General features: G+C 61.0%; 7 protein-coding genes. 4 read left to right on the forward strand and 3 right to left on the reverse strand.

Features of this window, described 5'->3' with window-relative positions; translation table 11 throughout:
• Window positions 1–453 precede the first annotated feature (453 nt).
• Window positions 454–699: a helix-turn-helix domain-containing protein gene (locus NE609_RS16645; RefSeq protein ID WP_256153163.1), complete on the forward strand. Its 246-nt coding sequence runs from the start codon at window positions 454–456 to the stop codon at window positions 697–699.
• A gap of 376 nt (window positions 700–1,075) precedes the next feature.
• On the opposite strand, the gene NE609_RS16650 is transcribed toward NE609_RS16645, so the two are convergent.
• From NE609_RS16650 to sigK, 3 genes are all read right to left on the reverse strand, one after another.
• The gene (locus NE609_RS16650) at window positions 1,076–1,717 is read right to left on the reverse strand and encodes an HAD family phosphatase (protein WP_256153164.1); all 642 of its coding nucleotides are present in this window, start codon (window positions 1,715–1,717) and stop codon (window positions 1,076–1,078) included.
• Between the two features lie 112 nt (window positions 1,718–1,829).
• Window positions 1,830–2,903: a glycosyltransferase family 2 protein gene (locus NE609_RS16655; RefSeq protein ID WP_256153165.1), complete on the reverse strand. Its 1,074-nt coding sequence runs from the start codon at window positions 2,901–2,903 to the stop codon at window positions 1,830–1,832.
• 39 nt (window positions 2,904–2,942) lie between these two features.
• Window positions 2,943–3,638 carry an RNA polymerase sporulation sigma factor SigK gene (gene sigK / locus NE609_RS16660; RefSeq protein WP_121587741.1) on the reverse strand — a complete coding sequence of 232 codons (696 nt, stop codon included), beginning with the start codon at window positions 3,636–3,638 and terminating at the stop codon, window positions 2,943–2,945.
• A 215-nt stretch (window positions 3,639–3,853) separates the two neighbouring features.
• On the opposite strand from sigK, the gene NE609_RS16665 reads away from it, so the two are divergent.
• The 3 genes from NE609_RS16665 (at window position 3,854) to NE609_RS16675 (ending at window position 5,685) form a co-directional block, all read left to right on the forward strand.
• Window positions 3,854–4,198 carry a phenylpyruvate tautomerase MIF-related protein gene (locus NE609_RS16665; protein WP_101549632.1) on the forward strand — a complete coding sequence of 115 codons (345 nt, stop codon included), beginning with the start codon at window positions 3,854–3,856 and terminating at the stop codon, window positions 4,196–4,198.
• 111 nt (window positions 4,199–4,309) lie between these two features.
• Entirely contained in the window at window positions 4,310–4,579 is a 270-nt protein-coding gene (locus NE609_RS16670) for a DUF1294 domain-containing protein (protein ID WP_256153166.1), read from the forward strand.
• Window positions 4,580–4,611: 32 nt separating this feature from the next.
• A complete protein-coding gene (locus NE609_RS16675) occupies window positions 4,612–5,685 on the forward strand; it encodes a 6-phosphofructokinase (protein WP_256153167.1) in 1,074 nt (357 codons plus the stop codon).
• Window positions 5,686–5,887 lie beyond the last annotated feature (202 nt).

A 5,887-nucleotide genomic window follows, 5' to 3' on the forward strand; every position in this document is an offset into this window, starting at 1 on the left:
GTCCGCCTAAGAACCCTCCGCCGGGTTCTTAGGAATCTCCGGGAGTACCTTGCCAGTACCCGCCGGTTACCGCCGCTCCCCACGGGTACACCAGCTGAAGGCTCAATTCAGGTTGCGGACGCTCCCAATGGGTGGGAACGGAAACTGAGTGCTTGTCAGTGGGCGATATCATACAACGGAAAGAAAAGGGGCGGGACGCTATTGCGTCCCGCCTCTTTTCCTTCCTCTTCCACACGCCCGCTTACGCCGGGGAGGTGCGTTCTCCGGGTTCCGGCGGAGCAGCCATTCCAGGCGGATTCCCCAAATTTTGTTTTTCGGTAGTTTTATAGATACTTTCATTAGTCAGGCTCCCTAGTGTTCTTATATAAGAACAATTATAGCAAATAATCTCCCTATAATCAAGAAAAATGTGATTAGATGGGAGCAAGCGATTGTACTATGGGGCGCAAAAAAATGCTGGACGGCTATATCGGTAAGAATATCGCCCGACTGCGGAATCAGAAGGGGTGGTCGCAGGAGCTTTTCGCCGCAAAATTGCAGGTGGCGGAGTTCGATATTACACGGTCGACCGTGACGAAGATCGAGAACGGGTGCCGTAACATCTTCGCCCATGAGCTCCCGATGATCTGCCGGGCGCTTGGGTGCCGCTATGAGGACCTTTTGGGGCCGGTGCACCGCCCGGAAGAGAGCGGCGAATGACTTAAAGCCGTGCCTCCCCGGGCGCATTACCGGTACGGTTCCGGAGCCTCTCAGGCAGAGGCATTGCGCCCGCGGCGCGGCGGTTGGCGGGATGCTGTAAGCTCGTCCGCTGATCCGTGGACAGGGCGCCGCCGACTTTGGCCGCAGGCCAACCGGAGGCGGCGTGGGGGTCGCAGGGGCGCAGCCCCTCGTGCCCTTCTTTGGTTCCTTTCTTGGGCAAGCAAGAAAGGAATTCGCTGTCGGTCGACTACCGACAAGTTCCGCCGCTCGATGAGCGGCAAATCTAAGCACGCTCCGGGGCGGGACTCGGCAACTACACCGCTCGAAGAGCGGAAAATTCAAATAAAGAGAAGCCGCCCTTCCGGACGGCTTCTCTTTATTCCCATTCATTCAGTTCGGCATACTGTTTGACGAACCGGTCGGCGAGGGCGCGGATGCGGGGCTCGTCCCCGGCGGCGGAGCGGTCGGCGATCGCGACGACGGGAAAGCCGGCGGCTTTGGCGGTCTCCACGGCGTAGAGCGCGTCCTCAAAGACGACGACCTCCTCGCGGGGCAGTCCCAGCCGTTCGCGGGCGCGCTCATAGATCACGGGCAGATGCTTGCCCGCGCCCACCTCGGTGCAGGTGAGCAGGAACTCAAACCGGTCGAGCAGGCCGACCCGCTTGAGCGCCGCCTCTGCGAGATAGCGGTCGGTGGCGGTGGCCACGCACATGCGCACCCCGGCGCGGGCGAGGCGGTCGACGAAGGAGAGGATGTCCGCCTTGGGCGGGATCTGGTGGAAATAGCTCTCCTCCATGACCTCGTTGATGCCGTCCATCACATCCTGCACGGCTCCGGTGACGCCGAACCGTTCGCGCAGGTAATCGGCGGTCTGGACCATGCTGAGGTCCTTGAGGGCCTCGTAAAGTCCCGGGGGCGGGCGGACGCCCCGCTTCATGAGGAAGCGGTCGGCGGAGTCGCCCCAGAAGGGCATGGAGTCGAGCAGGGTACCGTCCATATCAAAGATTGCGCCTTGCATGAAAACCTCCTTGGCCGGGTGAATTTTCCGTAGCTATTCTACCGCGTTTCCAGGAGAAATGCAAACCAAAGAAATCCATCCCCCGGCGGGCGCGCCGGGGGATGGATTTCCTTCATGAGCTCTGCGCGGCAAAATAGAGCTTGTTGCGCAGGTAGGAGGGGTCGTCGGGCTTATATTTCCCGGCGCGGTCGTTGTATTCGGCGGCACGGGCGCGCTCGCCCAGCCGGTCGTGGCAGACGCAAAGCTGGATGCAGGGCAGGTAGCCGTAGCAGTCGGGGCTGACGAAAGCGCCCGAACGGTCGTCGCGTTCGCGGGAGAGCGCGAGCTCATACCAGAAGATCGCCTCCCGGTAGCGCGCGCGGTCGAGAAAATGCTTTCCGACGTCGCAGCAGACCTCGGCGCGCGGTGTGTCGTATTCAAGGGTGCGCAGCAGCGCGGAAAGCGCCTCGCGCGGCTCCTTCATCGCGTAGCGGCACCAGGAGAGATGGCGGCAGGCTTCGATGTTGTTTTCGATCCAGCCGCGTCCCCCGTCCAGGAACGCCTCAAACACGCGGACGGCGTCGGCGTAACGCCCGTGGTAGTAGAGCTCGCGCGCGTAGTAGAACTGGTCGCGCGGCGCGAGCTCCCCTTGCTCGGCGAGCTGTTTTTCATAGATGCGCAGGTTGCGCGCAGGGTCGGAGGGGCGCAGCTTGCGGTGGGAGACGGCGGCGTCCCCGTAAACGACGACGCCCGAGGGGGTGATCGCCTCGTGCACCGCCCCCGCCCAGCGGAATTCAGGGCAGTTGCGGACGATCCGTTCGCGGTAGTAGGAGAGGGTGGGCTTGCCGTCCGTGTCGAACGCCGCGTGGTAGCGGAGCATGACGACGTCGGCGGCGGAATCGAGGGTGCGTTTGAGGTCGAGCAGCGCGGCGCGGTCGGCATCCGCAAGAACGTCGTCCGCGTCGAGCCACATGCAGTATTCCATCTCCGCTTTGGAGAAGGAAAAATTCCGCGCGGCGGAAAAGTCGTCGGTCCACGCGAAGTCATAGACCTTGTCGGTATACCGCCGCGCGATCTCCTTCGTCGCGTCGGCGGAGCCGGTATCCACAATGATGATCTCGTCCGCCGCGTCCGCCGCGCTTTCGAGGCAGCGGGCGAGGACGTCCTCCTCATCCTTAACGATCATGCACAGGCTGATGGTGATCATGGAACTCTCCTTTACAGGTTTTGCCGCCCGAACGGCGCGTCAGAGAAATGCGCCCTCCCGTTCAAAGCGGGTGCGAAGCGTTCCGATCGCCTTCTTTTCAATGCGCGAGACATAGGAGCGGGAAATTTCCAGCTTTTTGGCGACTTCCCGCTGTGTGAGCGGGCGGGTCCCACCGAGGCCGTAGCGCATGACGATGATCTGCCGCTCCCGCTCGTCGAGGCAGCAGGCGATAAAATCATAGAGCTGCTCCGACTTGATGTGCAGGTCGATGCAGTCGATGATGTTATCCTCCTCCGACATGATGTCGCCGAGCGTCAGGGAATTCCCATCCTTGTCTGTGTCGATCGGATCGCTTATGTAGACGTCCTGCGCGGACTTCTTCTTATTGCGGAAGTGCATCAGCACCTCGTTTTCGATGCAGCGGGAGGCGTAGGTCGCGAAACGGGTCCCCTTGTCGGTGTTGAAGGTGGAGACCGCCTTGATCAGTCCGATCGTCCCGATCGAGATCAGGTCGTCCTGATCCTTGAAGGTGCTGTAATACTTCTTGATAATATGGGCCACGAGGCGCAGGTTGTGCTCGATCAGGCAGGCTTTGGCGGCTTCGTCCCCGGCGGCGATCCGCTCGAGGCATTCGTGTTCCTCCTTGGCGGAGAGGGGGCGGGGGAAGGACCCGGTACCGGTGACGTGCAGGGCGAAATAGAGCAGGTTGCACAGGGCGGCGAACAACGAGAACAAGGGAAGACCTCCTCGGCCGGAACCCGGCGGATTTGAGAATCGGGAGAAAAAGAAAACGCACCATGCAAGACATGGCACGATTCATCTATATGCCAAAGGGTCTCGTCCCGTGCAAGTCCGGCGGCTGGACGGAAACGGCCGTCCCGGAAAAACGATTGAAAACACGGCGGGAACGGGATATAATAAGCGCAGAAAAATTTGAGGGAGGAATCACGATGCCCTGCATCCAGACAAAGGTAAACGTCACGCTCACCCCGGAAAAGGAAGAGGCGATCAAGCAAAAATTCGGACAGGCGATCACCGCCATCCCCGGCAAGACGGAAAACTGGCTGATGTGCACGTTCGAGGACGGCTGCCGCATGTATTTCCGCGGGGAGGCCGGCGCGCCGATGGCCTTCGTGGAGGTCAAGGTGTACGGCAAGGCGCCCGCGTCCGCCTTTGACAGGCTGACCGGGGAAATCACCGGCATCCTGCGCGACGAACTGGATATCGCGCCCGACCACGTCTACGTCAAATATGAGGAGGTGGCCAGCTGGGGCTGGAACGGCGCGAATTTTTGAGCCGTAAAAGGGGCGGGGAGCGTGCTCCCCGCCCTTCTGCCGCGCGCTTTCCATCGGCGGAAAGATGTGGTATACTGATTTTGCGAAGATTCCGAATGAAAGGATGAGCGGATGGGAACCGTCTTGATGTGGGCGCTTTTCGCGGTCAACGCGGCGGGACTGGCGGCCTGCGGGCTCGACAAGTGGAAGGCGAAGCGCGGCGCGTGGCGCATCCCCGAGAAAACCCTCTTCTTCTTCGCCGTGATCGGCGGGGGATGGGGCGTGTGGGCCGGCATGTATCTCTTCCGGCACAAGACGCGCCGCTGGTATTTTGTGGTTGGAATCCCGGCGATCACGTTGGCGGAATACGGGCTGCTCGCGTGGGCGCTGCTGGTTCGGTAATCGGACGGGTTTTGCGTAAGGAGGAAAAGGAAATGACAAAAAGAGTGGGAATTTTAACGGCGGGCGGAGACTGTCCGGGACTGAACGCGACCATCCGCGGGGTGGCCAAGGCGCTCTACCAGAAGATGCCGGACGTGGAGATCGTCGGCGTGGTCGACGGCTTCAAGGGGCTGATCAAGGGCGAGTACCATGAGATGAAGCAGTCGGATTTTTCCGGCATCCTGACGCGCGGCGGCACCATCCTCGGCACGGCGCGCACCCCCTATAAAAACATGAAGATCGTCGAGAACGACGTGGACAAGGTCGCCGAGATGAAGGGCAACTACAAAAAGATGAAGCTCGACTGCCTCTTCGTTCTGGGCGGCAACGGCACCCACAAGACGGCCAATCTGCTCTCCGAGGAGGGGCTCAACATCATCGGCCTGCCCAAGACGATCGACAACGACATCTGGGGCACCGACGTGACGTTTGGCTTTCATACCGCTGTGGGGATCGGCACCGAGGTGGTCGACCGCATCCACACCACCGCGAGCAGCCACAAGCGGGTGATGGTCATCGAGATCATGGGCAACAAGGCGGGCTGGCTCACCCTCTACACCGGCGTGGCGGGCGGCGCGGACGTCATCCTCATCCCCGAGATCCCCTACGACATCAAAAAGGTCGTCAAGGCGATCGAGCGGCGGGCGGCGTCCGGCCGGGGATTCTCGATCGTGGTGGTCGCGGAGGGCGCGTTCGACGCCGAAGAGGCCAAAATGAAAAAGAAGGAGCGCGCCGAAAAACGCGCCGCCGAGGGGATTACGACGGCGACGGCGCGCATTGTGCGACAGATCGAGGAGAGCTCGGGCTCCGAGACGCGCATGGTTGTGCCGGGGCACTTCATCCGCGGCGGCGAGCCGTCCGCCTACGACCGGGTGCTCGCCTCCCAGTTCGGCGTTTACGGCGCGGAGCTCTTCAGCCGCGGCATCTTCGGCGTGACCGTCGCCCAGCAGAACAACGAGATCGTCCACAACCGCCTGTCCGACGTCGCCGGAAAGACGAAATTCATCCCGGTCAACGACCAGATGATTTTTACAGCGCGCAGTTTGGGTATTTCCTTCGGCGATTAGGGAATACCATAGGCGGGAGGATTTCCTCCCGCCCGCGTCTGGTTTTTTCCGCCGTTCTTTTTTCAAGATTCTTCCCCGAATCCTATTGACAAAAACGGTGGGAACGATTATAATAAATATCGCGCTGTTCGACAAGACCAGCGCAGATGGCCCGGTAGTTCAGTTGGTTAGAACGCTAGCCTGTCACGCTAGAGGTCGTGGG

It is taken from the genome of Anaerotruncus sp. DFI.9.16, assembly GCF_024461615.1.
GTDB classification, from domain to species: Bacteria; Bacillota; Clostridia; order Oscillospirales; family Ruminococcaceae; genus Anaerotruncus; species Anaerotruncus massiliensis.

Excerpts from the sequence above, each read along its gene's own strand:
- NE609_RS16675 (WP_256153167.1), top strand. The coding sequence starts at position 4,612 with ATGACAAAAAGAGTGGGAATTTTAACGGCGGGCGGAGACTGTCCGGGA.
- NE609_RS16645 (WP_256153163.1), top strand. The coding sequence starts at position 454 with ATGCTGGACGGCTATATCGGTAAGAATATCGCCCGACTGCGGAATCAG.
- NE609_RS16665 (WP_101549632.1), top strand. The coding sequence starts at position 3,854 with ATGCCCTGCATCCAGACAAAGGTAAACGTCACGCTCACCCCGGAAAAG.
- NE609_RS16650 (WP_256153164.1), bottom strand. The coding sequence starts at position 1,717 with ATGCAAGGCGCAATCTTTGATATGGACGGTACCCTGCTCGACTCCATG.
- NE609_RS16670 (WP_256153166.1), top strand. The coding sequence starts at position 4,310 with ATGGGAACCGTCTTGATGTGGGCGCTTTTCGCGGTCAACGCGGCGGGA.
- NE609_RS16655 (WP_256153165.1), bottom strand. The coding sequence starts at position 2,903 with ATGATCACCATCAGCCTGTGCATGATCGTTAAGGATGAGGAGGACGTC.